This is a genomic window from Nocardiopsis sp. JB363, assembly GCF_900143625.1.
Lineage (GTDB): Bacteria > Actinomycetota > Actinomycetes > Streptosporangiales > Streptosporangiaceae > Nocardiopsis.
The window spans coordinates 56,418-80,669 of the sequence record NZ_FRFF01000103.1; the positions used below are offsets into that span (position 1 = coordinate 56,418).

General features: G+C 69.4%; 22 protein-coding genes. 13 read left to right on the top strand and 9 right to left on the bottom strand.

Features of this window, described 5'->3' with window-relative positions; genetic code table 11:
* The first annotated feature begins 25 nt into the window (after positions 1 to 25).
* Positions 26 to 319 (top strand): Dabb family protein, encoded by a 294-nt coding sequence (locus BQ8420_RS15395; protein ID WP_087099705.1) that lies wholly within the window; start codon positions 26 to 28, stop codon positions 317 to 319.
* 267 nt (positions 320 to 586) lie between these two features.
* On the opposite strand, the gene BQ8420_RS15400 is transcribed toward BQ8420_RS15395, so the two are convergent.
* The 7 genes from BQ8420_RS15400 to BQ8420_RS15430 form a co-directional block, all read right to left on the bottom strand.
* Entirely contained in the window at positions 587 to 859 is a 273-nt protein-coding gene (locus tag BQ8420_RS15400) for a hypothetical protein (RefSeq protein ID WP_235006236.1), read from the bottom strand.
* 604 nt (positions 860 to 1,463) lie between these two features.
* A complete protein-coding gene (locus tag BQ8420_RS15405; RefSeq protein WP_087099929.1) occupies positions 1,464 to 2,402 on the bottom strand; it encodes a cytochrome d ubiquinol oxidase subunit II in 939 nt (312 codons plus the stop codon).
* A gap of 27 nt (positions 2,403 to 2,429) precedes the next feature.
* Positions 2,430 to 3,746 carry a cytochrome ubiquinol oxidase subunit I gene (locus BQ8420_RS15410; protein ID WP_087099709.1) on the bottom strand — a complete coding sequence of 439 codons (1,317 nt, stop codon included), beginning with the start codon at positions 3,744 to 3,746 and terminating at the stop codon, positions 2,430 to 2,432.
* Positions 3,747 to 3,907: 161 nt separating this feature from the next.
* Complete coding sequence (locus BQ8420_RS15415; protein WP_087099930.1) at positions 3,908 to 4,582, bottom strand: response regulator transcription factor; 675 nt, start codon at positions 4,580 to 4,582, stop codon at positions 3,908 to 3,910.
* Positions 4,557 to 5,759 carry a sensor histidine kinase gene (locus BQ8420_RS15420; RefSeq protein ID WP_235006238.1) on the bottom strand — a complete coding sequence of 401 codons (1,203 nt, stop codon included), beginning with the start codon at positions 5,757 to 5,759 and terminating at the stop codon, positions 4,557 to 4,559. The genes BQ8420_RS15415 and BQ8420_RS15420 overlap by 26 nt, the downstream gene beginning before the upstream one ends.
* A 285-nt stretch (positions 5,760 to 6,044) precedes the next feature.
* Positions 6,045 to 7,178 carry a pentapeptide repeat-containing protein gene (locus BQ8420_RS15425; RefSeq protein ID WP_087099713.1) on the bottom strand — a complete coding sequence of 378 codons (1,134 nt, stop codon included), beginning with the start codon at positions 7,176 to 7,178 and terminating at the stop codon, positions 6,045 to 6,047.
* A gap of 63 nt (positions 7,179 to 7,241) precedes the next feature.
* Positions 7,242 to 8,093, bottom strand: coding sequence for a spermidine synthase (locus BQ8420_RS15430; RefSeq protein WP_087099714.1), 852 nt, complete (start codon positions 8,091 to 8,093; stop codon positions 7,242 to 7,244).
* Between the two features lie 177 nt (positions 8,094 to 8,270).
* Between BQ8420_RS15430 and BQ8420_RS15435 the strand changes: the two genes are divergently transcribed.
* Positions 8,271 to 10,004, top strand: coding sequence for a proline--tRNA ligase (locus BQ8420_RS15435; protein WP_087099931.1), 1,734 nt, complete (start codon positions 8,271 to 8,273; stop codon positions 10,002 to 10,004).
* Positions 10,005 to 10,061: 57 nt separating this feature from the next.
* Here the strand turns inward: BQ8420_RS15435 and BQ8420_RS15440 are convergent, their stop codons facing one another.
* On the bottom strand, positions 10,062 to 10,508 hold the full coding sequence (locus BQ8420_RS15440; protein ID WP_087099716.1) for a ferritin-like domain-containing protein: 447 nt from the start codon (positions 10,506 to 10,508) through the stop codon (positions 10,062 to 10,064).
* A gap of 32 nt (positions 10,509 to 10,540) precedes the next feature.
* A complete protein-coding gene (locus BQ8420_RS15445) occupies positions 10,541 to 11,062 on the bottom strand; it encodes a hypothetical protein (protein WP_087099718.1) in 522 nt (173 codons plus the stop codon).
* 354 nt (positions 11,063 to 11,416) lie between these two features.
* Here BQ8420_RS15445 and rimP point away from each other — a divergent pair, with 354 nt between their 5' ends.
* The 11 genes from rimP (at position 11,417) to BQ8420_RS15505 (ending at position 24,222) form a co-directional block, all read left to right on the top strand.
* On the top strand, positions 11,417 to 11,899 hold the full coding sequence (rimP, locus tag BQ8420_RS15450; RefSeq protein WP_087099720.1) for a ribosome maturation factor RimP: 483 nt from the start codon (positions 11,417 to 11,419) through the stop codon (positions 11,897 to 11,899).
* Between the two features lie 24 nt (positions 11,900 to 11,923).
* Positions 11,924 to 12,946 (top strand): transcription termination factor NusA, encoded by a 1,023-nt coding sequence (gene nusA / locus BQ8420_RS15455; RefSeq protein ID WP_087099722.1) that lies wholly within the window; start codon positions 11,924 to 11,926, stop codon positions 12,944 to 12,946.
* A 28-nt stretch (positions 12,947 to 12,974) separates the two neighbouring features.
* The gene (locus BQ8420_RS15460; protein WP_087099724.1) at positions 12,975 to 13,268 is read left to right on the top strand and encodes a YlxR family protein; all 294 of its coding nucleotides are present in this window, start codon (positions 12,975 to 12,977) and stop codon (positions 13,266 to 13,268) included.
* A gap of 232 nt (positions 13,269 to 13,500) precedes the next feature.
* A complete protein-coding gene (gene infB / locus BQ8420_RS15465; RefSeq protein WP_087099726.1) occupies positions 13,501 to 16,563 on the top strand; it encodes a translation initiation factor IF-2 in 3,063 nt (1,020 codons plus the stop codon).
* Positions 16,564 to 16,649: 86 nt separating this feature from the next.
* Entirely contained in the window at positions 16,650 to 16,946 is a 297-nt protein-coding gene (locus tag BQ8420_RS15470) for a DUF503 domain-containing protein (RefSeq protein ID WP_087099728.1), read from the top strand.
* 2 nt (positions 16,947 to 16,948) lie between these two features.
* Positions 16,949 to 17,386 carry a 30S ribosome-binding factor RbfA gene (gene rbfA / locus BQ8420_RS15475; RefSeq protein WP_087099730.1) on the top strand — a complete coding sequence of 146 codons (438 nt, stop codon included), beginning with the start codon at positions 16,949 to 16,951 and terminating at the stop codon, positions 17,384 to 17,386.
* Positions 17,387 to 17,442: 56 nt separating this feature from the next.
* The gene (truB, locus tag BQ8420_RS15480; RefSeq protein ID WP_087099732.1) at positions 17,443 to 18,330 is read left to right on the top strand and encodes a tRNA pseudouridine(55) synthase TruB; all 888 of its coding nucleotides are present in this window, start codon (positions 17,443 to 17,445) and stop codon (positions 18,328 to 18,330) included.
* 357 nt (positions 18,331 to 18,687) lie between these two features.
* Positions 18,688 to 19,650, top strand: a complete 963-nt coding sequence (locus tag BQ8420_RS15490) for a bifunctional riboflavin kinase/FAD synthetase (protein ID WP_087099734.1) — start codon at positions 18,688 to 18,690, stop codon at positions 19,648 to 19,650.
* A 259-nt stretch (positions 19,651 to 19,909) separates the two neighbouring features.
* A complete protein-coding gene (gene rpsO, locus BQ8420_RS15495) occupies positions 19,910 to 20,179 on the top strand; it encodes a 30S ribosomal protein S15 (protein ID WP_087099736.1) in 270 nt (89 codons plus the stop codon).
* A gap of 292 nt (positions 20,180 to 20,471) precedes the next feature.
* Positions 20,472 to 22,784: a polyribonucleotide nucleotidyltransferase gene (locus BQ8420_RS15500; protein WP_087099738.1), complete on the top strand. Its 2,313-nt coding sequence runs from the start codon at positions 20,472 to 20,474 to the stop codon at positions 22,782 to 22,784.
* 103 nt (positions 22,785 to 22,887) lie between these two features.
* Positions 22,888 to 24,222, top strand: coding sequence for a pitrilysin family protein (locus tag BQ8420_RS15505; RefSeq protein ID WP_087099741.1), 1,335 nt, complete (start codon positions 22,888 to 22,890; stop codon positions 24,220 to 24,222).
* The last annotated feature ends 30 nt before the right edge of the window (positions 24,223 to 24,252 follow it).

The window sequence follows — 24,252 nt, forward strand, 5'->3', positions numbered from 1 at the left end:
TACGGCTCCCGATAGGTTCGGCGGTATGGCACTTCGACACATCGCTCTGTTCCGCTGGCAGGACGGCACCACCCCCGAGCAGGTCGCGCGGGTCGAGGAGGCGCTGGGCGCCCTGCCCGGCGTGATCTCCGCGCTCGACGCGTACGCCTTCGGTCCGGATCTGGGCATCGGGCCGGGCACCTTCGACTTCGCGGTGGTGGCCGACGTCGCCGACGAGTCGGCCTTCGTCGCCTACCGGGACCATCCCGAACACCAGGCCGCGCTCTCGGTGATCGGTCCGTTGCTCGCCGACCGCGCCGCCGTCCAGTTCCAGGTCTGACCAGGGGAGCATCTCATCCCAGAGTAGATCCTGTTGCAGAAATCCCATTTGGCGCTATTTCACCGGGAAATAGACCTGTTTCGAGCCTGGCTCGGGCCTTGCAGTAGAACCAGTTTCAGTATTATCCTCTGGGTGTGTCCCGCCCGGTGAGGGCGCCCCGACGGTTCGGTCGTGGGGTGTCATCGGTGGTGGGCACAGAGAAGACCGTCGCCCGTCGAAGTCGGATCGCGCCCCGACTTCGGCGGGCGACGTCCGTTGTACGGGGGTTCAGCCCAGGAGGCGGGAGATCTCGCCGAAGGTCGGGCAGGGCCAGGGGAGTCGGCAGCCCTGGCACCGGCACCCCTCGTCCCCTTCGGGGCTGTGCAGGAGGAGCAGGTCCACGCACACGCCGGCCAATGTGGTGACCTCGTTGCGCGCGTTCGCGTAGAAGGCGACGTCGTTGATGCGGGCCAGGGCGCTGTCGGAGTGGGCGTCGGGGAGCCCGACGGTATCCGGTTCCCAGGGCACGGCCCGATCGGAGCGTTCCAGTATCTCCTGCACACACCGGAGCAGGCGCGCGTGCTCGGAGGGTCGTCCCCTCCGGCTCGCTGGACTGGTGAACGGCGGCATCGCTGATCTCCCCCAACGGGTGGGTGCCCGGCGTCTCTCCCTGCGGGAAAACGCTGTGACTCAGAGTACACGCATCATCGCTCGTTGTCGCGACATGCCGGGTGTGGAACCGCCGGAAACGATCCGTTACCGAGGGGCCGCCCCCAAGGGGAGGGGCAGCCCATCGGAAGGGGGTGGGGGACCCGGACACCGCCGGGCGCACCCCGAGGGGTCAACCGCAGTTCCCTCCGCAGTTGCAGGAGCCGCCGCTCTGGCAGCCGCAACCGCAGCCGGAACCACAGCCGCACCCGGCCTGGGGCGGAGGCATGATCAGGGTGTGGGTCACGGTCCCTCCTCAAGGGCTCGGCACGGCAGTCCGTGCGCGATGGCGACGAGGGTCCTCCCCGACGCCTCGAAGCTTTCCCAAAGGTTGAACTTCCCATCGCGCGCCTTTCCCAACCCGAGGCCGGCCGCCGACCGTGCCTTGACCATGGGGTCGCGCGCGGGCGCACACCCGGCCCCACACCGCTGAACCGGGCCGACCGCCCTTCCAGGGTCAGGCGAAGAAGGTGGGTTCGGCGGCCGGTCGGCGCGTCATTCGGTACAACCAAACCTGCCCCAAGAGCATGACCGGAACGGTGGGGAGCAGCATCGACCATACGAACACCCCGGTCATGCCGGGGAGCTGCGCGACCGACAGATCCACGGACAACGCCACGATCAATCCAGGAACCGCGATGGCCACCGCGGAGGTGTGCCGGGAGAGCATCGGACCGGTCGGCCCGGTGGTCGCGGCCAAGGCCGCCACCGCCACCGCGGTCAGCAGTACGGCCGCCTCCACGCGTACGGCGGGTAGGACGCCCAGGCCCACCGCCACGGCGACCGTCAGCAGGACCGTGGCCAACGCGACCCGGGCCAGTGCGCGGGTCGCCCGGGCGGCCACGTCCGCGCTCTCCGCCTCGGTGGCGCCCACCAACCGTTCGGCGCCGAAGGCGGCCCCGCGCAGCGCGAACAACGACACCACCGCGGCGGTGCACACCACCGTGAACGGCGACAGGGTGAGCTCCCCCGCGAGCAGGCCCGCCAACGCCACGCCCCACGACGTGGCCAGCAGCCAGCTGCCCGCCACGATCGCGGTGTCGCAGGCGGATCGCCAGCCGGAGGAGTCCACTCGGGCACGGAACCACAACCCCGCGTCGCGCAGCAGCCACGCCGCGAGGAGGAGCACCAGGACCGGCCACAGGGTGGCGATCACCACGTGCTCCACATCCGGGACCATCCCCGCCATCACCCCCACGGCGGCCACCAGCCAGACCTCGGAGGCCAGGAAATAGGGGGCGATGGCGGCCACCACCTGGCGCCGCTGCTCGGGGGTGCGGGTCACGTACGGCATCAGCATGCCCAGGCCCACGTCGGACCCGGCCAGGACGAGGTAGCCCACGACGAACAGGCCGAGGAGCGACGCGGTCAGCAGTGGAGAGGCGAAGATTTCCATGAGTGTCATGAGTGTCATCCCTCGGACTCAGAACGTGTGGACGGGGGGAACGGGCTCTGCGGGTTCCACCTGGCGCCTCTCGGCGAGCGGGCCGCCCTCCGGCCCTCGCCGGGCGTAGCGGATCAGGAGCCAGTACGTCACCACGGCCAGGACACCGAAGGCGACGGTGAAGAGCGTGAACGAGACCACGGCGGCGCCGGGTGACAGGGGAGTCACCGCTTCGGCGGTCGTCAGGTGGTGCACCACCACCCAGGGTTGACGGTTGGTCTCCCGGTACACCCAGCCGCCCACGCTCGCCAGGTACGGCAGCACGGGTGCGAACAGGAGGGGCGCCAGGGACCACCGGACCCACCAGGGTGGACGCCCGCCGAACAGTCGCGGGCCGGGGGCCAACCGCAGCATCCGGCCCATGGCGCCGCGTCGCTCCGCGATCAGGGGGAACACCAGCACCATGAGTGGACCGAGGAAGAACATGAGCGCCCAGGAGGTCATCATGACGACGTCCCCCGTCGTGTTGGCGACCGAGACGAACGAGCTCTGCCCGGCCGCCTCGATCGCCTCGATCTCCTCGGCGGTGCGGGTCAGCCCGGTGGTGGGCGGGTCCCGATCGAAGTAGGAGAACTGCATGCCGCCGAAGGTCACCACCAGGAACGGCATCACGCACATCATGATCGCCGAGTAGCCGATGCCCCGACGGAAGACGCCGTCGTGGTCCCAACCGCGCATCAGGTGGTAGGCGCAGACCGCGCCCACCACGAGGGCGCCGAGGGCCAACGCCCCGGTGACGACGTGACCGAAGGCGAAGAGCGCCGCCGGGTTGGTGAGCATCGCGACCGGATCGTTCATGTGCGCGATCCCGTCCACCATCTCGAAACCCACCGGGTGGCGCAGGAACCCGTTGGACACCAACACCCACCACGCGGACGAGTACGCGGTGGCGGTGACCACCAGGAAGCAGAACAGGTGCGCCCAGCGGCCCATCCGATCCCACCCGAAGATCCACAACCCCAGGAAGGTCGACTCGACGAAGAACGCCGTCATCGTCTCGATCGCCAACGGGGCCGCGAAGCTGTAGCCGAACGCCTCCTGGAGACCGCTCCAGTTCAACGCCAGTTGGAGTTCCATCACGAGGCCGGAGAGCACGCCCATGCCGTAGTTGACCAGGTACAGGCCGCCCCAGAAGCGCACGGCGGTCATTCGGGAGCGATCACCGCGCAGCGTCGCGGACAACTGGGTGAACAGGACGTAGGGGGCAAGGCCGAGGGTCAGGGCCACGAACATGTAGTGCGTCGCGGCGGTGAGCGCGAACTGTAGTCGTGCCAGGGCGAGGGGGTCTTCGAACACGGTCGCGGCCTTCTGCTCTCGTCGGTGGGGACAGCAGAAGCATCCGTCGCGGGTCCGTTCCCGCGCATCGTCCCGGGGGCGTCACCCACTCCGCTTCCGGGGGTGTATCGGACGTCCCCCCGCTACGCCCGCGGGTGTACGGGACCTCCCCGAGCCGACCCTCAGGTCTCCCGGGGTCGGCCGGGGACGACCAGGGCGGTCTCGTAGGCCAGCACCACCAGCTGGGCGCGGTCGCGGACCCCGAGTTTGACCATGGTGCGGCTGACGTGGGTCTTGGCGGTGGCCGGGCTCAGCACCAGCTCTCGGGCGATCTCGTCGTTGGAGAGTCCTCGACCGACCAGGGCCAACACCTCACGTTCCCGGACAGTGAGTCCGTTGAGTCGGGTCGATGAGACCGGTGTCTTCGAGGGACGGCTCGCGAAGTCCGCGATCAGCCTGCGCGTGATGCCGGGTGACAGCAGCGCCTCGCCCTCGTGCACCACCCGGACCGCCTGGAGCAGGTCGCGCGGTTCGGTGTCCTTGACGAGGAAACCGCTGGCCCCGGCGCGCAACGCGTCGAAGATGTACTCGTCCAGGTCGAACGTGGTGAGGATGACCACGCGGGTCCACTCCAGCGCGGGTTCGGCGAGGATCCGCTCCGTGGCGGCCAGCCCGTCCATCCCGGGCATCCTGATGTCCATCAGGATCACGTCGGGGCGTTCGGCCCGCGCCAATCGGACGGCCTCCTCCCCGTCGGCGGCCTCCGCGACCACCTCGATGTCGTCCGCGCTGTCGAGCAGCGCCCCGAAACCGGCCCGGACCAAAGCCTGGTCATCGGCGAGCAGTACCCGGATCACCCTGTCCACCCCGTTCCTCGACGGGCCCGGTGTCGACCGGTAGTCGCACCCGCACCCGGAATCCTCCACCCTTCACCGGCCCGGCGTCCACCGATCCTCCGACGAGGGCGGCGCGTTCGCGCATTCCGGTGATCCCGTTGCCCGCGGCCGGCGGGCCCACCGTCCCACGGCCGTCGTCGGTGACCTCCAGCGACAGTTCCGCCGGCCCGTATCCGATCCGCACCACGGCCCTCTCGGCGTGCGCGTGCCGGACGACGTTGGTGAGCGCTTCCTGCAACGCCCGGTAGGCGACACCCTTGATCCCTTGGGGGAGCCGTCGTTCGTCGCCATCGGTCTCCATCAGGACCTCCAGGCCCGCGCCCCTCGCGCCCTCGACGAGGTCCGACACCCGGTCCAGGCCGGGGGTGGGCGAGCGGGGGGCCGCCTCGTCCACGGCCCGCAGCACCCCGAGCATGGCGCGCAGCTCGGTGAGGGTGTCCTTGCTGGTCTGTTTGATGGTGGTGAGCGCGTCGGCGGCCCGCTCGGGCTGGTCCTCCATCAGGTACAGGGCGGTTCCGGCCTGCACGTTGATGAGGGAGATGTTGTGGGCGACGGTGTCGTGCACGTCGCGGGCCAATCGGAGGCGTTCCTCGGAGGCACGACGCAGCAGCTCCTCCTCTCGGGTGCGGCTCGCCTCCTGTCCCCTTTCCCGGTCGGCCTTCTGGTACTCGGCGCGCCAACGCAGGACCTCGGCCACGCACAGCAGGACCAGGACCCAGGCCACGATCCCCACGGCCTCCGGGCGGAAGGTGCCGGTCAAGGCCAACTCGTAGGTGTTGATCGCCAGGAACTGGCCGATGCCCAGGAACCAACCGAAGGTCCGGTAGCCCCACCGCACCACGCTGTAGAGCATGACCGCGGTGCACAACATGACCAGGCCGTCGGGGAAACCCAACGGGTAGTAGATCGTGGCGGCCACCACCGAGACGACGGCGACCAGACAAGGGAAGGCCGTGCGCCACAGCAGCGGCAGGCAGGCCACCAGGATCAGCGCGTACCCCCAAGGCCAGGCGGGCCGGTCACCGGGGACCGGGTCGAAGGCTTCGATGACCGCGGGACTGATCACGGAAAGGGCCAGCAGGATGGCCGTGATCCATAGATCGGTGCGGGTGGGACGGGGAAGGGTTCGTGCTGCCACGACCCCGACGGTACGGCGCGCCCCTCCGGGATCGCGTCCTCCACGGGGAGGAATCTCGGGGGTCGGACCTACGTCCGGGGGAGTAGCCGCCCGGAAAAGGGGCCGGCCGCCCGGTCCCCGGATGTGACGGGGGCCGGACGGCCGGAAGACCTCCGGGTGGGGAAAGGGGGATGATTCCCGACCCGGAGGGCGCTGGGGAAAAGGCGCGCTCCGGTCAAAGCTAGAGGTTCCGGGGACCGGAGGGGGCCGGATGTCCGCTTCCGGTCATTTTCTGGAACAGATTCCTCACCGCGTGTGAGGGGGAGCGTCCTCCCCGACCCCCGGTCCGGTCCAGGACTCCGGTAGGCGCACCACCCCGGGCGTCCCCGCCGCCACGGCATCGAGCAGCCCGTCCGGCGGATCTCCCAGCGCGGGTTCGGTGCCCTCTTCCCCGGACGTGAACTCCACCCGTCCGCCGGTGAATCCGGCCCGGGTGAAGTTCATCGTCTTCGCGGCGATCCGCGCGTCGTGGAACAGGACCCGCGCGCCCGAGAACTCGGCCTTGTCGAAGTCGCTGAAGCGACCCTCGAAGCGCACATGCCGGAAGTTGACCGTGCCGCCGGTGAAGCGTGCCCCGCGAAAGGACAACCGGCTCCCGGAGACCCGCGAGTAACGGAAGTCCATCTCCCCTCCGCTGAACACGGAGCGGTCGAAGATCATCTTGCCGTCGATGAGGTGCACCCCACGGAGGGTTCCGCCGTCGAAGGCCACGTTGGACAGGTCGAAGCGGTGACCGTGCCAAGAGGAGTATTCGTCGCGCAGTCGGTCCCCGATGACCCGGATGATGCTGAACCGCACCTCTCGGAAGGCCTCGTACTCTTGGCGCGCGGTAGTGCCGACCTCGTCTCCCTCCGCCACGGGGGCGTTCGGCATGCGCAGGTAGGAGCACAACACGTTGATGCAGGTCTGGCGTAGTTCGGAGGTGGGTGCGTCGTCGGCCAGGTGCGCCAGCGCGTGCACCGCCCCGAGCCGTGCGGTCGCCTGCTCGTTGCCCAGCTCGGTGTAGGCGGCCGTGAACCGGTCGTTGAACAGTTTGACCCCGTCGCGCTCCGCGGCCCGGCGTGCCCGCAGGTTCTCCAGGTTGTTGTTGCGCTGCCGGTGGTAGGCGATCACCAGCAGCGCGATACCGCTGAGCCCGGCCATGATGGCGAACGCGCGGACCACCACGCCCTCGAAGGCGCGCAACGACAGTGTGTCCGGTCGAGCGATCTCGGGGAAGCCGAGGAACCACAGGGCACCCAGAATGAGCGCTCCGACGCACAGGGCGGTGACCGTCCAGGTCACGGCGATGTGCAGCCACAGCCGGGGTGGTCGGCCCTCCCATGTGCGGTCGGGTTCGCTCTCCTGGTCGCCCTCGACGAGGCGGGGGAAGATGGGCATGCCGATGACACTAGGAGGTTCTCGGTGCCTACGTGGGCTTATGTCCGTGTTCGGTCAGGGCGGTCAGAACAGGTCGACGGGCGGGGCGGGGGAGTCCACGGCGTCGGCGTCCTGGACCGGCGCGTACCCGGAGACGAAACGATCCAGGTCCTCGCCGGCGACCAACCGCGCCATCTCGGGGTCGCGGTGCGCCGCGCGGCCCAACTCCTCCTCGGGCAGGGGCCGGTGACCCGCCACCAGCACCAGGTTGCCGAACCTCCGTCCGCGCATCACCCCCGGCTCCGCGGACATCACCACGTGCGGCAGTACCGAACGCACCGTCGCCACCTGCGTCCGCGTGTGCTTCAACGCGTAACCGTCACCGACGTTGACCACCAGGAACCCGCCGGGACGCAGCACCCGGGCCGCCTCGGCGTAGAACTCCGCCGACGTCAACCGCGCCGGGGTCCGCGCCCCCGCGAACACGTCCGCCACCACCAGATCGGCGCTGGAGTCGTGCCGGGCCCCGATCCACTCGCGCGCGTCACCGATGCCCACCCGTAGCCGCGCGCGACGGTCCCAGGGCAGCCGGCGCCGCACCAGTTCCACCAGGGCCGCGTCCACGTCCACCGCGCGCTGGTTCGAACCCGAGCGGGTGTGCGCCACGTACCGGGCCACCGTGAGCGCGCCGGCGCCCAGGTGCAGCGTGTCGACGGCCTCGCCCGCGGGCGCCACCAGGTCGACCGCGTGCGCGATCCGCCGCACGTACGAGAAGTCCAGGTAGGTGGGGTCGGACAGGTCCACGTGCGACTGCGGGGTGCCTTCCACCAAGAGGAACCACGAGTTCGACCGGTCCGCGTCGGCGAGCAGGTCCACCCCGGGCACGGCCGAGACCTCTTCCTCGGCCTCGACCCTGTCACGCACACGTCGACCCATGTCCTCGTCCCGTTCCGCTGTGGAGATCCCTCCAAGGTAGGCGCAGCGCGGACCCCTTCGAAACCTGCGCGCGAACCCCGTCGTGGGGGCGCTAGCCTGGGTCGTCCCAACGTTTTTCCGATCATCGTGCCCGGATCCTCCGGGTGCGTTCACCGAGGAGTGGCCGTGCTACTGCGGATGTCGAACCTGTTCCTGCGCACCCTGCGCGAGGACCCGGCGGACGCCGAGGTGCCGAGCCACAAGCTGCTCGTGCGCGCCGGCTACGTCCGTCGGGCCGCCCCCGGCATCTACAGCTGGCTGCCCCTGGGCAAGATCGTCCTGGAGAACGTCTCCCGCGTGGTCCGCGAGGAGATGAACGCCATGGGCGGCCAGGAGGTCCTGCTCCCGGCCCTGCTGCCCAAGGAGTACTACGAGACCACCGGTCGCTGGGAGGAGTACGGCGACACCCTCTTCCGGCTCAAGGACCGCAAGGGCGGCGACTACCTGCTCGGCCCCACCCACGAGGAGCTCTTCACCCTCCTGGTCAAGGGCGAGTACTCCTCCTACAAGGACTTCCCGGTCGTCCTGTACCAGATCCAGGAGAAGTTCCGCGACGAAGCCCGCCCCCGCGCCGGCGTCCTGCGCGGCCGTGAGTTCCACATGAAGGACTCCTACTCCTTCGACATCGACGACGAGGGCCTCCAGGAGGCCTACGACAAGCACCGGGCCACCTACATCCGGATCTTCGATCGGCTCGGCCTGGAGTACGTCATCGTCTCGGCGACCTCCGGCGCCATGGGCGGTTCCGCCTCCGAGGAGTTCCTCGCGGTCGCGCCCACCGGTGAGGACACCTTCGTGCGCAGCACCGGGTCCGACTACGCCGCCAACGTCGAGGCCGTGAAGGTCCCCGTCCCCGAGGCGTCGCCCCTGGAAGGGCTGCCCGAGGCGAAGGTCCACCACACCCCGCGGACCGCCACCATCCAGACCCTGGTGGACTTCCTGAACGACGCCGGCCTGGGCCGCGACTTCACCGAGGCCGACACCCTCAAGAACGTCCTGGTCAAGACCCGCGTCCCCGGCGCCAAGGAATGGGAGTTGCTGGCCATCGGGGTCCCCGGCGACCGTGAGGTCGACTTCAAGCGCCTCGAAGCGGCCATGGAGCCGGCCGAGGTCGAGATCCTCGACGAAGCCGACTTCGCCGCCAACCCGTTCCTGGTCAAGGGCTACATCGGCCCCAAGTGCCTGATCGACAACAAGGTCCGCTACCTGGTCGACCCGCGCGTGGTCACCGGCACCGCCTGGGTGACCGGCGCCGACAAGGCCGACCATCACGTCATCGACCTGGTGGCCGGACGCGACTTCACCCCGGACGGCACCCTCGACGTCGCCGACGTGCGCGACGGCGACCTCTCCCCGGACGGGCAGGGCACCCTGTACACCGCCCGCGGCATCGAGATCGGCCACATCTTCCAGCTGGGCCGCAAGTACGCGGACGCCTTCCAGGTGGACGCCCTGGGACCCGATGGCAAGCCCAAGCGCATCACGATGGGTTCCTACGGCATCGGTGTCTCCCGCGCCGTGGCCTCCATCGTCGAGCAGTCCCACGACGACAAGGGCATCGTGTGGCCGCGTGAGATCGCCCCCGCCGACGTGCACGTCGTCGGCACCGGCAAGGGGGACGAGGTCGCCGAGGCGCTGCGCATCGGTCGGGAACTGGAGGCCAAGGGCCTGCGCGTGCTCGTGGACGACCGCAAGGCCGCCCCCGGCGTGAAGTTCAACGACGCCGAGCTGGTGGGCATCCCCACCACCCTCATCGTGGGCCGCGGTCTCAAGGACGGCGTGGTCGAGCTGCGCGACCGCAGGAGCGGTGAGCGTTCCGACGTTCCGATCCAGGAGATCGTCGACCGCACCGTCGCCGCCTGCGCCGAGTAGGTCATCGAAACGGAGAGGGGCTCCCGCGGAGGTACGCGGGAGCCCCTCTCGCTATGCCTACGGTCGCTCGAAGCCGGGGAAGGGGTCCGACGCGGCGCCCCAGTCCAGGGAACGCAGCGTCGCCTCCTGTAGCGCCCGCGCGGCGGTGATCCGCAGGTCGATGTCGGTGGAGGAGGTCAACCACAGGTACGCCTCCATCGTGGCGCCCTCCAGTTCCGCCGCGAACGTGTCCACGTCCTCGCCGCCGCGCCCCTCCGGGATCGGGTACGAGGCCAAGGCGGGCGGTGCCTCCAGGTCGCGTTCGACGGCGGCGTCGCGCAGCGCGTCCCGCAGCGCCTTGTGTTCCACGGCGGCGGTGGACCCGCGCTCCCGCCGTCCCTCGTCACCGGCGGCACCGCCGACGAACTCGAACCCGTACACCGCCGCGTGCTCGGCGCCCAGCGCCTCCGCGAGGGCTTCGGCCGTGGGGTCGGTCTCCTCGTTCGGGGTGGGGGTCTCGCTCACCTGACTACCTCGCCTATGTCGATGGTGGGCCCTCAGGCCTCGTCCAGCAGATGGGCGTGCGCGGCCTCAGCGGCACCGATCGCGCTCACCAACTGGGCCAACCCCGGGTCGGTCACGGCCGCCGTCTGGTCCAGGCGGGACGACGCCGCCGCGGCCTCCACCAGCCGAAGGCCCGCGGTGTCCAGAGGCGGACCGGGGTCGGTCTCCGCCTGGACGGGCCCCTCGGCGGTGTCGGGGTCCTCCGGTCCCGCGGACGGACCCACCCCCTCGGGAAGGGCCTCCAACAACGCGTCCAGGTGGGCCAGGTGGTGCTCCCGGAACCCCTCCAGCAGGTCACCGGGGCCCGCACCGTCGGCCAACGCCTGTTCGTAGCGGACCACGGTCCGTTCCTTCTCCCGGATGAGGGAGCGCAGGACGGACACGTCCGGGGTCACGTCGTAGGGATACCAGTCGGCGGTGCCGCACCCGCCCAGACCGACCACGGCGCTCGCCGCCACGACACCTGTCGCCGTGACGCCCAGCACAGCGCGGCGGCTGACGTTCCCCTGGCCCACGTGGTCTCCTCCCCCTGCTCCGCGTCCGGAGCGGTGTCGACGGCCCCGCCGTCGACCGGCGGTCGGACCCATCTTTCCACGCCGGTCGAGGCGCCGTGTCCGGGCCGACACCCCTTGGTGGAAAGGGGCTCGGGGCGCCCGATCGGGCCCGACGGTGCGCCCCGCCCGCGCGAGGCGACCTGGGGGAGGTCCGGGAGTGGATACCCTTGCACGACAACCGCCGTCGTGCGCGACGTGCGGCGCTTTCGCGTATGACGCGGAAGTGGAAGAGGACTACGTACAGAGCTGGACCGCCCCGTTCAACGGTTCACGGCCGAGCGGGCGGGATTTCGCCGTTTTGAGGGGCTGACACGCATGGGAGCGCAGGCGCGGGAAGAGCGCATCGCCGAGCTGCTGGAGCCGGTACTGGCCAAGGCCGGACTGGACCTGGAAGCCGTCGAGCTGACACCGGCGGGCAAACGCCGAGTGCTGCGCGTGATCGTGGACTCCGACGACGGGGTCGACCTGGACGTGGTCGGTGAGATGAGCCAAGGCGTCAACGAGGCGCTGGACGCCTCCGACGTCATGGGTGAAACGCCCTACGTCCTAGAGGTCACCTCGCCCGGAGTGGATCGTCCGTTGACCATGCCCCGCCACTGGCGCCGCGCTCGCGGTCGCCTGGTGAAGGTGAACCTCACCGAGGGCGGGGACCTCACCGGACGTGTGATCGAATCCGACGACCAGGGCGTGACCCTGGACGTCAAGGGTCGGACCCGCACCCTGGCCTACGACAAGATCGCCAAGGCCAAGGTCCAGGTGGAATTCCGTCGCGAAGCCGACACCGACGCGGCGGACTAGAGGGGGAGCCCCGTGGACATTGACATGAGCGTCCTTCGCAGCCTGGAGCGCGAAAAGGACATCGCCGTCGAATTGGTCGCCAAGGCGATCGAGGACGCCCTCCTGATCGCGTACCACCGCGAGGAGGGCCCGGAGAAGAAAGCACGCGTGGAACTGAATCGTTCCACCGGCCACGTCATCGTGTGGGTGACGGAGACCGACGAGGAGGGTGTGGCCGTCGGCGAGTTCGACGGAACCCCCAACGGGTTCGGTCGCATCGCCACCTCCACCGCCAAGCAGGTGATCCTGCAACGGCTGCGCGACGCCGAGGACGAACTGACCCTGGGCGAGTTCGCCGGTCGCGAGCACGACATCGTGTCGGGCATCGTCCAGCAGGGCAAGGACCCCCGCAACGTCCTGGTCGACCTCGGAAAGATCGAGGCCATCCTGCCCCCGCAGGAGCAGGTCCCCACCGAGAACTACAACCACGGAGAGCGCCTGCGCGCCTACGTGGTCCAGGTCCGTAAGGGCCTCCGCGGCCCTTCGGTGACCCTCTCGCGCACCCACCCCAACCTGGTGCGCAAGCTCTTCGAGCTGGAGGTCCCCGAGATCGCCGACAACACCGTCGAGATCGCGGCCATCGCCCGTGAGGCCGGTCACCGTACCAAGATGGCGGTCAGCTCCAATCGGGGCGGCGTCAACGCCAAGGGTGCCTGCATCGGTCCGCTGGGCAGCCGCGTCCGCAACGTCATGGCCGAACTCCACGGAGAGAAGATCGACATCGTCGACTACTCCGAGGACCCCGCCGTGTTCGTCGCCAACGCGTTGTCCCCGGCCCGGGTCAATTCCGTGGAAATCCTCGACATGGCCGCGCGTGTGGCGCGCGTCGTCGTCCCCGACTACCAGCAGTCGCTCGCCATCGGCAAGGAGGGCCAGAACGCCCGACTGGCCGCGCGTCTGACCGGGTGGCGCATCGACATCCGGTCCGACGCCGAGCCCGCGCAGCCCCTGAGCGAAGAGGCCGGCGAGCCCGCCGAGGACACCGATGACACGGCTTCGGCCGACTGAACGGGTCGCGACCATGCCTCGACACGATATGGTGGCCGAAGACGGTCCTGACCGTCCCGTGCGAACGTGCGTGGGTTGTCGGTCGCGGGCAGTCCAGTCCGACCTCGTGCGGCTGGTGGCCGAGGGCATGGCCATTACGCCCGACACCCGGGGTCGACTTCCGGGGCGCGGAGCCTATCTGCACCACGACCACCGGTGCTTCGAACTAGCGGAGCGCCGAAGGGCGTGGTCACGCGCCTTCCGGAACCGGAGCGGAGGAGGTCCCACTCGTTGGGACGTCTCACGTGTGGCGTCTCTGTTCGACGACGCCCCACGTGGCTGAGCGCGCCGCGATCCGGATAGGGTTGGAATGTCTGGGCCGACCTCGAGGTTGTAAGGACCGAGGTCGGCGTGCTGTGCCGTGTCGGCACGCATGAGCCGGCCCATTGTTGTGTAGCGATGAGGAAGCAGGTCGAGATTGCGATGAGCGCCTGATGAGTACGCAGCGATGAGTAACTCGAGCTAACGACGGTCCGGCACAAGCCCATGTCCCGGACCGAAGCTGAAGGAGAGTAGTGGCGAAGGTCCGGGTGTACGAACTCGCGAAAGAGTTCGGTGTAGAGAGCAAGGCCGTGCTGGCCAAGCTCAACGAGATGGGCGAATTCGTTCGTTCGGCGTCCTCCACGATAGAGGCCCCCGTCGTTCGACGCCTACAAGAAGCTTTCAACGATGGCTCCGACGGTGGCAAGAAGGGTGGATCGGCTGCCAAGCCGACCCCCAAGCCCTCCGCCGGTGCCCCCGCGCGCCCCACGGCTCCCAAGCCGGGGCCCGCACCCAAGCCGGGTCCGAAGCCGGCTCCGGCCGCCAAGCCCGAGGCCCCGGCTCCGGCCGCCAAGCCGACGGTTCAGGACGACAAGCCCGCGGCTCCGGCTCCGGCTCCGGCCGAGAAGCCGTCCGCCCCGGTCGACAAGCCCGCGGTCCCGACGTTCGAGGCCGCGCCCAAGCCCGGCCCGAAGCCGGGTCCCAAGGCTCCGCGTGGCGACGCGCCCAAGCCGGGTCCGAAGTCGAGCCCCGGTGGGCAGCAGGGCGGCGACGACCGGCCGCAGCGTGGCGAGCGTGGTGGCCGTGACGGCGGCCGTGCTCCGCGTCCGGGCGGTCCCCGTCCGGGCCCGCGTCCGGGCAACAACCCGTTCGCGTCCAACGCCTCCGGCATGGGTTCCAAGCCGGCCCCGCGTCCCGGTGGTGCTCAGGGCGGCCAGGGCGGCCAGGGTGGTCAGGGCGCTCCGCGTCCGGGCCCGCGTCCCGGCCCGCAGGGCGGCGACCGTGCTCCGCGTCCGGGCGGTCCCCGTCCGGGTCCGCGTCCCGGCCCGCAGGGCGGCGACCGTGCTCCGCGTCCGGGCGGCGGTGCTCCGCGCCCCGGTGGCGGTCAGGGCGCTCCGCGTCCCGGCGGTGCCGCGGGTGCTCCGCGCCCCGGTGGCGGTCAGGGCGCTCCGCGTCCCGGCGGTCCCCGTCCCAGCCCGATGAACATGCCCTCGTCCCGTCCGGCCGCACCCGCGGGTGGCGGTCGTGGTGGCGGTGGCGGTCGCCCCGGTGGCGGCGGCCGCGGCCGGGGCGGCGCTCCGGCGGGCCCGCGTCCCGGTGGCGGCGGCGGTCCGCGTCCCGGTGGTTTCGGTGGTCGTCCCGGTGGCGGCGGCCGTGGCCGCGGTGGCGGAACGGCCGGTGCGTTCGGTCGTCCGGGCGGTCGTCCCGGGCGTGCGCGCAAGTCCAAGAAGCAGCGTCGTCAGGAGTTCCACGACCTTGCGGCACCGTCCTTCGGTGGCGTCAAGATCCCGAGCGGCAACGGTCAGTCCATCCGACTGTCCCGTGGCGCTTCGCTGTCGGACTTCGGTGACAAGATCGACGTCAACCCGGCGTCGCTCGTCCAGGTCATGATGCACCTGGGTGAGATGGTCACCGCGACCCAGTCGCTGCCCGACGAGGTCCTGCACCTGCTCGGTGAAGAGCTCACCTACAAGGTCGAGGTCGTCAGCCCCGAGGACGAGGACCGCCAGCTCCTGGAGTCCTTCTCCATCGAGTTCGGTGAGAACGAGGGCGGCAACGCCGAGTTGCGTCCGCGTCCGCCGGTGGTCACCGTCATGGGTCACGTCGACCACGGTAAGACCCGACTGCTGGACACCATCCGTAAGACCAACGTCTCCAGTGGCGAGGCCGGCGGAATCACCCAGCACATCGGTGCCTACCAGGTCGCCACCGAGGTGGACGGCGAAGAGCGCAAGATCACCTTCATCGACACCCCTGGTCACGAGGCGTTCACCGCCATGCGTGCCCGTGGTGCGAAGGTCACCGACGTCGCGGTTCTGGTCGTGGCGGCCGACGACGGCGTCAAGCCGCAGACGGCCGAGGCCATCGACCACGCCAAGGCGGCCGAGGTGCCGATCGTGGTCGCGGTCAACAAGATCGACGTCGAAGGCGCCGACCCGCAGCGGGTGCGCGCTCAGATGACCGAGTACGGCCTGGTGGCCGAGGAGTTCGGTGGCGACGTCCAGTTCGTGGACATCTCCGCCCTCCGCGGCGACAACATCGACTCCCTGCTGGAGTCGATCGTGCTGACCTCCGACGCGGCTCTGGACCTCCAGGCCAACCCGGACATGTCGGCGCAGGGTCTGGCCATCGAGGCCTACCTGGACCGCGGTCGCGGTTCCATGGCCACGGTGCTGGTCCAGCGAGGCACGCTCAACGTCGGTGACTCCATCGTCTGTGGCGACGCCCACGGTCGCGTTCGCGCCATGCTCGACGAGCACGGCGAGAACGTGCAGACGGCCGAGCCGTCCCGTCCGGTCCAGGTCCTGGGTCTGACCAACGTGCCCAGCGCCGGTGACAACTTCCTGGTCGTCAAGGACGACCGCGTGGCCCGTCAGATCGCCCAGCAGCGTGAGGCGCGCGAGCGTTTCGCCCAGCAGGCGAAGTCGGCCCGTCGGGTCACCCTCGACAACTGGCAGTCCGCCATCAAGGAAGGCGAGCGCTCCGAGCTGCTGCTCCTCCTCAAGGGCGACATGTCCGGTTCGGTCGAGGCGCTCGAAGAGTCGTTGCTCAAGATCGACGCCGGTGGCGACGAGGTCAGCATCCGGATCATCGGACGCGGCGTCGGTGCCATCACGCAGAACGACATCAACCTGGCGTCGTCCGCGGACGCGATCATCGTCGGCTTCAACGTTCGGCCCGAGGGCAAGAACAGCCAGCTGGCGGACCGCATGGGCGTCGACATCCGGTACTACTCGGTCATCTACCAGGCCATCGACGAGGTCGAAGCCGCGGTCAAGGGTCTCCTCAAGCCCATCTACGAGGAGGTCCAGCTCGGCAGCGCCGAGATCCGCGAGGTCTTCAAGGTGCCGAAGATCGGTAACGTCGCCGGTTCCATCGTCCGGAGCGGCCTCATCCGCCGCAACAGCAAGGCGCGTCTCATCCGCGAGGGGGTCGTCATCTCCGACAACCTCAACGTCGATTCGCTGCGGCGCTTCAAGGACGACGCCACCGAGGTCCGCGAGGGCTTCGAGTGCGGTATCGGTGTCGGTTACAGGGACATCCGGGTCGAGGACGTCATCGAGACCTACGAGATGCAGGAGAAGCCCCGCGACTAGTCGTGCGGACTGATCCACCTGGGGCCCCGGACCGTCGTGTCCGGGGCCCCGCCTTTGCCGGCTCACACAACACCACAGGTGATCACTTGTACGTTGGGGCGTTGACTCTGGACGTGCTCCTCGGAGACGTCCACTCGCTCAAGCAGAAGCGGTCGTTGGTCCGTCCGATCATCGCCGAGCTGCGCCGGAAGTTCTCGGTGTCGGTCTCGGAGGTGGGCGAACACGACCTCTACCGTCGAGCGAAGATCGGTGTCGCGGTGGTCGCTCCCACGGCCGCCCATGCCAGGGACCAGATGGACACCTGTGAGCGTTTCGTCGCGGGCCGTCCCGAACTGGAGCTGCTGTCCGCCAGGCAGCGGCTCTTCAACGAAGAGGAAGACTGACGATGGTCGACGCAGCACGCGCGCGCAAGATCGCCGACCGGATCCAGCGCATCGTCGCCGAGATGCTGGACCGGCGGATCAAGGACCCGCGCCTGGGATTCGTCACCGTGACCGACGCCCGCATCACCGCTGACCTGCGGGACGCCACGGTGTACTACACGGTGTTCGGGTCTCCCGAGGAGAAGGCGGACAGTGCGGCCGCCTTGGAGAGCGCCAAGGGCGTGATCCGTAGTGAGGTCGGTCGACAGACCGGCATCCGACACACGCCGAGCCTGACCTTCGTCCTCGACGACGTGCAGGAGAACGCCCAGCACATCGAGGAGTTGCTGGTCAAGGCGCGTAAGTCCGACGAGGAGGTGGCTCAGCGGGCCACCGGTGCCGAGCCCGCGGGTGAGGCCGACCCGTACAAGGCCCCTCGTGAGGACGACGAGGACGAGTGACCACCGGGGCGGCGGTGACGGCCGCCGTCCCACCCCTCTTCCCCTGAAGGAGCACCATGGCCGAGAGCGGCGTCGTGGTCGTTGACAAACCCGCCGACTGGACCTCGCACGACGTGGTCGCCAAGACCCGTGGTCTGGCGCGCACCCGGCGTGTGGGGCACGCGGGCACCCTGGATCCGATGGCCACCGGGGTGCTGGTGCTGGGGATCGAGAAGGGCACCAAGCTGCTCGGTCACCTGACCCTGACCGAGAAGACCTACGAGGCGACCATCCGGTTGGGCCTGGACACCAACACCGATGACGCGGAGGGAGAGCCCGGTGTCCGCACCGACGCCTCCGCCGTCACCGAGGAGGGGGTCCGCGCGGCCGTCGCGAAGCTGACCGGTGTGATCTCGCAGGTGCCGCCGCAGGTCAGCGCGATCAAGGTGGACGGCAAGCGCGCCTACAAGTCGGCCCGCGAGGGCAAGGAGGTCGCGCTCAAGGCCCGTGAGGTCACCGTCTCCGAGTTCGAGGTGACCGACATCCGCCGTGCGGAGGACGCCGAGGGCGGATTCGTCGACGTGGACGCGGTCATCGGCTGCTCCAGTGGCACCTACATCCGCTCACTGGCTCGCGACATGGGTACCGACCTGGGTGTCGGCGGCCACCTGACCGCTCTACGGCGCACCCGCGTGGGCCCTTACGACCTTTCCCAGGCCCGCACCCTGGAGGAACTCGCCAAGGAGTTCACCCAGGTCCCGCTGTCCCAGGCGGTGGCGGCGGCGTTCCCGGTGCGCACCATGGACGAGACCGAGACCCGCGCCATCCGGTACGGCAACCGCATCGGTGAGAGTTCCCTGGGCGAGGGCCCCGTGGGCCTGTTCGCCCCGGACGGCACCGTGGTGGCGTTGGGCGAGAACCGTCCCGGCCACATGAAGCCGATCGTCGTGTTCACCCCCGCCTGACGAAGCCCGGCGTCCTCCGGCCCTTCAGATCTTGATGACGGTTGCTTCGTCCCCACAGAGTTTCCGTAGGTCGTCAGGATCCGAAGTGAGGATGGTGACCGGTCCGGGAGACGCCAACGCCGTGGCACACAGCATCGCGTCGATGGCGTGACGATGGCCGTGTAGACCTGTCTCGGCCGGCAAGCGGGTGGCATCTCTCGCTGTGTGCGGATTATTCGAAAGTTCCGCGTCGAACTTCGGGGAACGCGTGGGGCGGAACGGGTGTGGTGGGCCACACCGCCCGCGTGGCGAAGGACGCCCCGGCGACGTGGCACGCTTGAGAACGGACCACATCTCGACGAGCAAGGGGAGCCGAACGTGCGGAGATGGGACGGGTTGGGCGACATTCCCACCGACTGGGGGCGCTCCGTGGTGGCGATCGGTGTCTTCGACGGTGTGCACCGCGGCCACCAGGCCATCCTGGCCTCCGCCGTCGCCCACGGGCGCGACCTGGGGTTGCCGGTGGTCGTGGTCACCTTCGACCCCCACCCCGAACGCGTGCTGCGCGGTCGTGCCCCCTCGGTGCTCACCCCGGTGGACCGCCGGGTCGGGCTCCTGGGGGAACAGGGCGCCGACGCGGTGTGCGTGCTGCCCTTCACCAAGGAACTCTCCGCGCTGGGCCCGGAGGAGTTCGTCCGTCAGATCCTCGTCGACCGTCTCGGCGCCGCCGCCGTGGTGGTGGGGGAGGACTTCCGGTTCGGGCACCGGGCCGCCGGGGACGTCGCCGCCCTGGCTCGCTTGGGCGAGGAGTTCGGGTTCGACGCGGACGGGGTGAAGCTGGTCGCCGAGGGGGAGGCCATCACCTCCACCCGGGTCCGCGGCCTCCTCGACGAGGGTGACGTGTCCGGCGCCGCGGAGCTCTTGGGCCGTCCGCACCGGGTCGGCGGTGAGATCGTGCACGGGGCGGCCCGTGGGCGAGAGCTGCTCGGGTTCCCCACGGCCAACATGGACCTGCCGCCGGACACCGCCGTCCCCGGTGACGGCGTGTACGCCGGGTGGCTCGGCCGTCTGGAACCCGCCACCGGACACGAGTCGCGTTGGCCGGCCGCGATCTCGGTGGGCACCAATCCCACCTTCGACGGGGCCGAACGCACCGTGGAGGCCTACGCGCTGGACCGTGACGACCTGGATCTGTACGGGCTGATGATGGTCGTGGACTTCACGGCGCGTATTCGTGGGCAGGAACGGTTCGACGACATCGACGAGCTGATCGTGGCGATGCGGCGCGACGTGGACCGGTGCCGTGAGGTTCTCGCCGCCGAGTCCGAGGACACTCCCTGAGCCCCGGCGAGTCCGGGATCACGGTCGAGGTGGGCCGATCGGCCCCTGAACTGCGGTAAGCTGGAGTCGTTCACGTGTGCCCTCGTTCGGCCCGCCCTCAAGGGCGGTGGAGTCGAGGGAGCGCGGTGCACCCGCGCCATCGGCGGCGGGCCGCGCACAACACACGCGACGGTGACTGTACGTACGCGCGGTCACCGTGTCCGACCCCGTCACGTGCCGGGGTTCGCCCCGCGTACCGAATCATGAGTGAAGGAGCGTTGTGTCGATCGACACCGCCACCAAGGAAAAGATCGTTGCCGAGTACGGCATCAAAGAGGGTGACACCGGATCCCCCGAGGTCCAGATCGCGCTGCTGACGCACCGCATCACCGAGCTCACCGAGCACCTCAAGGACCACAAGCACGACCACCACAGCCGCCGTGGTCTGCTGCTGCTGGTCGGCCGTCGTCGCCGTCTGCTCAAGTACGTCGCCAAGCAGGACATCACCCGCTACCGCTCGCTGATCGAGCGCCTGGGTCTGCGCCGCTAGGTGAATCCGGAGGGAGTGGCCTCGGCCGCTCCCTCTTTGTCAGTAAGGTGTAACCGGAGTGGCGGTCGACACGACCGTCGCACCACGAACCACACCCGTGCCGTTCCCCCGGTCCGACAGGGGTCGGTCCTCGGTAGTGGCCTTCGGACCCCGTCAGCGAGACGGGCCGCGGGCTTCGATCGATGACCGGCCGGCATCACCTCCGGGGCACGACGCGGGAGAGATCATGAGCGTCGCACCTCCAGGTACGCCTGGAGACGACGCGTCCCGACTGTGCAACAGGAGGTCGCCCATGGAGGGCGTTTACTCTGCCGAAGCCGTGATCGACAACGGCAAGTTCGGCTCGCGTACCATCCGTTTCGAGACCGGCCGTCTGGCCCGTCAGGCCGCCGGCGCGTCCACGGTCTACCTGGACGACGAGACCGTCGTCCTGTCGGCCACCACCGCCTCGAAGCGCCCCAAGGAAAACCTCGACTTCTTCCCGCTGACGGTGGACGTCGAGGAGCGGATGTACGCCGCCGGCCGTATCCCCGGCTCGTTCTTCCGTCGTGAGGGTCGTCCCTCCGAGGACGCCATCCTCACCTGCCGTCTCATCGACCGGCCGCTGCGTCCGTCCTTCAAGAAGGGCCTGCGCAACGAGATCCAGATCGTCGAGACGATCCTGGCCCTGCACCCCGAGCACCTGTACGACGTCGTCGCCATCAACGCGGCCTCGATGTCCACCCAGATCTCCGGGCTGCCCTTCTCCGGTCCGATCGGCGGCGTGCGCGTCGCCCTGATCGATGGCCAGTGGGTCGGTTTCCCCACCCACTCCGAGCTGGAGAACGCCACCTTCGACATGGTCGTCGCCGGCCGTGTCCTGGAGGACGGCGACGTCGCGATCATGATGGTCGAGGCCGAGTCCACCACCCGGACGCTGAAGCTGGTCGCCGAAGGTGCCGTCGGCCCCAACGAGCAGACCATCACCGAGGGTCTCGAAGCCGCCAAGCCCTTCATCAAGGTGCTGTGCAAGGCCCAGCAGGCCGTCGCCGACCAGGCCGGCCGTGAGCAGACCGAGTTCCCGATCTTCCTCGACTACGAGGACGACGCTTACGCCGCTGTCGATGGCGCGGTCCGCGCGGACCTGGCCAAGGCGCTCACCATCGCCGACAAGCAGGAGCGCGAGGGCGAGCTCGACAAGATCAAGGCCGAGGTCGTCGAGAAGCTGGCCGAGGACTTCGAGGGTCGTGAGAAGGAGGTCGGCGCCGCCTTCCGTGGCTTGAGCAAGCAGCTCATGCGCGAGCGGGTGCTGCGCGACCAGGTTCGCATCGACGGTCGTGGCCCCAAGGACATCCGTCAGCTGAGCGCCGAGGTGGGCATCCTGCCGCGCGTGCACGGCTCGGCCCTCTTCGAGCGCGGTGAGACCCAGATCATGGGTGTCACCACGCTGAACATGCTGCGCATGGAACAGACGGTTGACACGCTCAACCCGGACAAGACCAAGCGCTACATGCACAACTACAACTTCCCGCCCTACTCCACCGGTGAGACCGGTCGGGTGGGCTCGCCCAAGCGGCGCGAGATCGGGCACGGTTCCCTGGCGGAGCGGGCCCTGCTGCCCGTGCTGCCGGCCCGCGAGGAGTTCCCGTACGCGATCCGTCAGGTCTCCGAGGCCCTCGGCTCCAACGGTTCCACCTCGATGGGTTCGGTCTGCGCCTCCACCATGTCCTTGATGGCGGCCGGCGTGCCCCTCAAGGAGATGGTCTCCGGTATCGCGATGGGTCTGATCAGCGAGGGCGACCAGTTCGTCACGCTGACCGACATCCTCGGTGCCGAGGACGCCTTCGGCGACATGGACTTCAAGGTCGCCGGTACCCGTGACCTCATCACGGCCCTGCAGCTGGACACCAAGCTCGACGGCATCCCCGCCGAGCAGCTGGCCCTGGCCCTGCAGCAGGCCCGTGGCGCTCGTCTGGCCATCCTGGACGTCATGCTGGAGGCCATCGAGAGCCCGGCCGAGATGAGCCCGAACGCTCCGCGGATCCTCACGGTCAGGGTCCCGGTCGAGAAGATCGGTGAGGTCATCGGCCCGAAGGGCAAGATGATCAACTCGATCCAGGACGACACCGGCGCGGACATCTCGATCGAGGACGACGGCACCATCTACATCGGTGCCACCGACGGCCCCTCCGCCGAGGCGGCCCGGGACACGATCAACCAGATCGCCAACCCGACCATGCCCGAGGTGGGCGACCGCTACCTGGGCACCGTCGTCAAGACGACCGCCTTCGGTGCGTTCGTGTCGCTGCTGCCCGGCAAGGACGGTCTGCTGCACATCTCGCAGATCCGTAAGCTGCACGGCGGTCAGCGGATCGAGAACCTCGACGACGTGATCAGCATCGGCGAGAAGATCCAGGTCGAGATCCGCGAGATCGACGACCGCGGCAAGCTGTCCCTGGTCCCGGTCGAGGTCGTGGAGGCCGAGGCCGCCAAGAACGACGCTCCCTCCTCCGAGGCGCCCGCCGCCAAGGACGATGACGAGTCCGACGAGGACAAGGGCGAGGACGAGGGCGCCCCGCGCCGTCGCCGTCGTCGTAGCTCGGGTGGGCGTTCCGAGAACACCTGATCGAGTTTCACCCGCCTGCGGGGCGGTCGCGTCTTCCAAGATGCGGCCGCCCCGCGGTCGTACGTATGCTCAGTTGGACGTCCCGACGCTATGAAGAGGTTGCATGAGTTCTGTCCCCACCGCCGCGGAGCAGGAGCCCGGCACGACCGTGACGCTGCTGGAGCCGGACGGCGGTTCCGGTCTGGTGAGTCGGACGGTGTTGCCCGGCGGTCTGCGCGTGGTCACCGAGAACGTTCCCGGGGGCCGTTCCGCGGCCTTCGGGATCTCCGCCACCACCGGGTCCCGTGACGAGGACTCCGCGCACGCGGGGTCGGCGCACTTCCTGGAACACCTGCTGTTCAAGGGAACCCGCACCCGTTCGCCGCTGGAGATCTCCGCGCTGCTGGACGGGGTGGGCGCCGACCACAACGCCTACACCACCAAGGAACACACCTGCTACTACGCGAAGGTGCTCGACCGTGACCTGCCGTTGGCGGTGGACGTGGTCGGTGACATGGTCGCGAACTCGGTGCTGGACGAGGGCGAGGTGGAGACCGAACGCGGCGTGATCCTCGAAGAGATCGCCATGTACGAGGACGAGCCCTCCGACCTCGTGGACGACGTCTTCGCCGAGCACTTCTTCGGTGACAGCCCACTGGGCCGCCCGATCCTGGGCACCGCCGACACCATCAACGCGTTGCCGCGCGAACGTATCGTCGAACAGTACCGCGACGCTTACGTACCGTCCGAGCTCATCGTGACGGCCGCGGGCAGCCTCGACCACGCCACGGTCGTCGAGCAGGTCCGGTCCATCTTCGCCGAGCGTCTGGCCGCCGCCGGGGACGCCCGTCCGTCGGGCCCGCGCGGTGGCGGCGGTCCGGTGCGCACCTTCGACGGCACCATCGTGCAGTCGAAGGAGACCGAACAGGCTCACATCATCCTGGGCTCGGAGGGCATCACCCGCACCGACCCGCGCTGGCACGCCCTGCGCCTGCTCAGCGCTGCCCTGGGCGGTGGCATGTCCTCGCGGCTCTTCCAGGAGGTGCGGGAGAAGCGCGGACTGGCCTACGCCGTGCACGCCTACCACATCGCCTACGCCGACACCGGCGCCTTCCAGCTCTACGCGGGTTGCCTGCCGGAGAAGGCCGACGAGGTCATCGGGGTGTGCCGCGAGGAGCTCGCCAAGGTCGCCGCCACCGGCATCACGCCGGAGGAGCTGACCCGCGCCAAGGGCCAGATCCAGGGCGCCATGGTGCTCGGCAGCGAGGGCACCAACGCGCGCATGGGGCGCCTGCTCGCCCACGAGCTGGTGCAGCCGCGCCACTTCTCCATCGACGAGGACCTGGCCCGGTACGACGCCGTCACCTTGGACGACGTCGCCGGAGTCGCCGCGGAGCTGTTCGATCGCCCGCGCGCACTCGCGGTCATCGGCCCCTACGAGAGCGACCGGGTCTTTTAAGCAGTATCCGATGGGGCGGCCCCTCTCACT